Source organism: Stenotrophomonas sp. P5_A8 (assembly GCF_056400545.1).
Genome location: NZ_JBFULB010000434.1, coordinates 1 through 2,668 on the forward strand (window position 1 = coordinate 1; position 2,668 = coordinate 2,668).

The 2,668-nt window shown below is 66.0% G+C and carries 2 protein-coding genes; both read left to right on the forward strand.

The features are described 5' to 3' along the window. The first annotated feature begins 54 nt into the window (after window positions 1-54). A complete protein-coding gene (locus AC1DQP_RS19210; protein ID WP_256774680.1) occupies window positions 55-714 on the forward strand; it encodes an HNH endonuclease in 660 nt (219 codons plus the stop codon). A 112-nt stretch (window positions 715-826) separates the two neighbouring features. Further along, a partial coding sequence (dxs, locus tag AC1DQP_RS19215) for a 1-deoxy-D-xylulose-5-phosphate synthase (protein WP_478052271.1) occupies window positions 827-2,668 on the forward strand: 1,842 nt, incomplete at its 3' end.

Genomic DNA, 2,668 nt, shown 5'->3' on the forward strand with positions numbered 1-2,668 from the left:
GGCGCTTGCGCCTATACACAAAATGCAACGATTCGGGTATAAGCTGTTTTCCCGATGGAGACAGACACTACACGCTTAGGTCTGATCGATACCGGAGCCTCGTCCGCCCCGGTCGACGAAGTGTCGCCCATCGCCACGCTGCATCGGCCCGGCAGCGTCCGCCTGCTCTCGCTGGATGCCCACGGCAGAGTCCTCGACTGGATCAACTGGCAGGATGCGGCCTGCCTCTACGCCCGTGATGCCGTCGCCTGGACCCTGGGCGATCCCTGCCTGCACATCCATGGGGGCATCAGCCGCCTGACCGGTACGCGCAGCGGCATGGACCTGCACCCGATCATCGCCGCGCGCGGCCACGCCCGTTCACGGTCACTCGATCCCACCCCCAATTTGTCCAACCAGGCGCTGTTCGCCCGCGATGCGCACCTGTGCCTGTACTGCGGCCAACAGTTCCACCGCCCCCAACTGACCCGCGACCACGTCATGCCGATCTCCAAGGGCGGGCTGGATGTCTGGGAGAACGTGGTCAGCGCCTGCTTCCACTGCAACTCGCGCAAGAGCGACCGCACCCCGCAGCAGGCCGGCATGCCGCTGCTGGCGGTGCCGTACCGGCCCAGCTGGATCGAGCACATGATCCTGTCCAACCGCAACATCCTGGCCGACCAGATGGCGTTCCTGCGGGCACAGCTGCCCAAACGCTCCAAACTGGCCGCCTAGCCTGCGACCAACTGACGCAGGCACCGTCACCGTTTAGTCACTGAAAAGGCGGTTTGCTTGCCCCACCCGTATTTGGGGGGGAAAATAGGCGCTCAGAAGAAGCGCGATAAACATGATCGATTCCGCACGCTATCCCCGCCTGTCGCGCATCCAGTCACCGGATGACCTGCGCAGGTTCGACGAGTCCGAACTCCCCGCCATCGCGGATGAACTGCGTGCCTACCTGATCGAATCGGTCGGCAAGAGTGGCGGCCATTTCGGCGCCGGGCTGGGCGTGATCGAACTGACCGTCGCGCTGCACTACCTGTACCAGACCCCGGTCGACCAGCTGGTCTGGGACGTGGGTCACCAGACCTACCCGCACAAGATCCTTACCGGCCGCCGCGACGAGATCCATACCGTCAAGCAGAAGGACGGCGTGGCGCCGTTCCCCAAGCGCGAGGAAAGCGAATTCGACACGTTCGGCGTCGGCCATTCCTCGACCTCGATCTCGGCCGCGCTCGGCATGGCCATCGCGCGCCAGCAGCAGGGCGACGACCGCAAGGTGGTGGCGGTGATCGGCGACGGCGCGATGACCGCCGGCATGGCCTACGAGGCGCTCAACCATGCCGGTGGCATGGACAGCGAACCGAACCTGTTGGTGATCCTCAACGACAACAACATGTCCATCTCCGAGGCCGTCGGCGGGCTGACCAAGATGCTCGGCCGCGCCACCGGTAGCCGCACGCTCAACGCGCTGCGCGAAGGCGGCAAGAAGATCCTCGGCGACAAGAAGAACAACCCCACCGCGCGTTTCGTCAAGCGCTGGGAAGAACACTGGAAGGGCATGTTCGTGCCGTCCACGTTCTTCGAGGAGATGGGCTTCCACTACACCGGCCCGATCGACGGCCACGATGTGCCGGCACTGGTGGCCACGCTGAAGACGCTCAAGGGCCTCAAGGGCCTCAAGCTGCTCCACGTGATGACCACCAAGGGCAAAGGGTATGAGCGCGCCGAGGGCGACCAGATCGGCTACCACGCCGTCGGCCCGTTCGATCCGGACAAGGGCCTGGTCTCCAAGGGCGGCGCCAAGAAGCCAACCTACACCGATGTGTTCAGCGACTGGCTGTGCGATGCCGCCGCCGCCGAACCCAAGCTGATGGGCATCACCCCGGCGATGCGCGAAGGCTCGGGCCYGGTGCGTTTCAGCAAGGAATACCCGGAGCGCTACTTCGACGTGGCCATCGCCGAGCAGCATGCAGTGACGTTGGCGGCGGGCATGGCCACCCAGGGCGCCAAGCCGGTGGTGGCGATCTATTCCACCTTCCTGCAGCGCGCGTATGACCAGTTGGTCCACGACGTGGCGGTGCAGCAACTGGACGTGCTGTTCGCGATCGATCGCGCCGGCGTCGTCGGGCCCGATGGCGCCACCCACGCGGGCAACCTCGACCTGAGCTTCCTGCGCTGCGTGCCGCACATGGTGGTGATGGCCCCGGCCGATGAAGCCGAATGCCGACAGATGCTGAGCACCGGCCTGCGTTACGCCGGTCCGGCCGCGGTGCGCTATCCGCGCGGCAGCGGCACCGGCGTGGCCGCCGGCACCGACCTGTCCACGCTGGAGATCGGCAAGGCCGACCTGCGCGTGCAGGGCAGCCGAGTGGCGCTGCTTGCCTTCGGCAGCACCGTGCCGGCCGCCGAAGCGGTGGGTCGCGAACTGGGCCTGAGCGTGGTCAACATGCGCTTCATCAAGCCGCTCGACCGCACCCTGCTGCTCGAACTCGCGCGCACCCACGATGGCTTTGTCACCATCGAAGACAACGTGGTGGCCGGTGGCGCCGGCTCCGGCGTGGCCGAGCTGTTCAATGCCGAGGACGTGCTCAAGTCGATCCTGCACCTGGGCCTGCCCGACAGCTTCCAGCACCATGCCAGCCGCGAAGACCTGCTTGCCGAAGCCGGTATCGATGCGGTCGGCATC

Coding starts and splice junctions, on each gene's coding strand:
- AC1DQP_RS19210 (WP_256774680.1), top strand. CDS start 55: ATGGAGACAGACACTACACGCTTAGGTCTGATCGATACCGGAGCCTCG.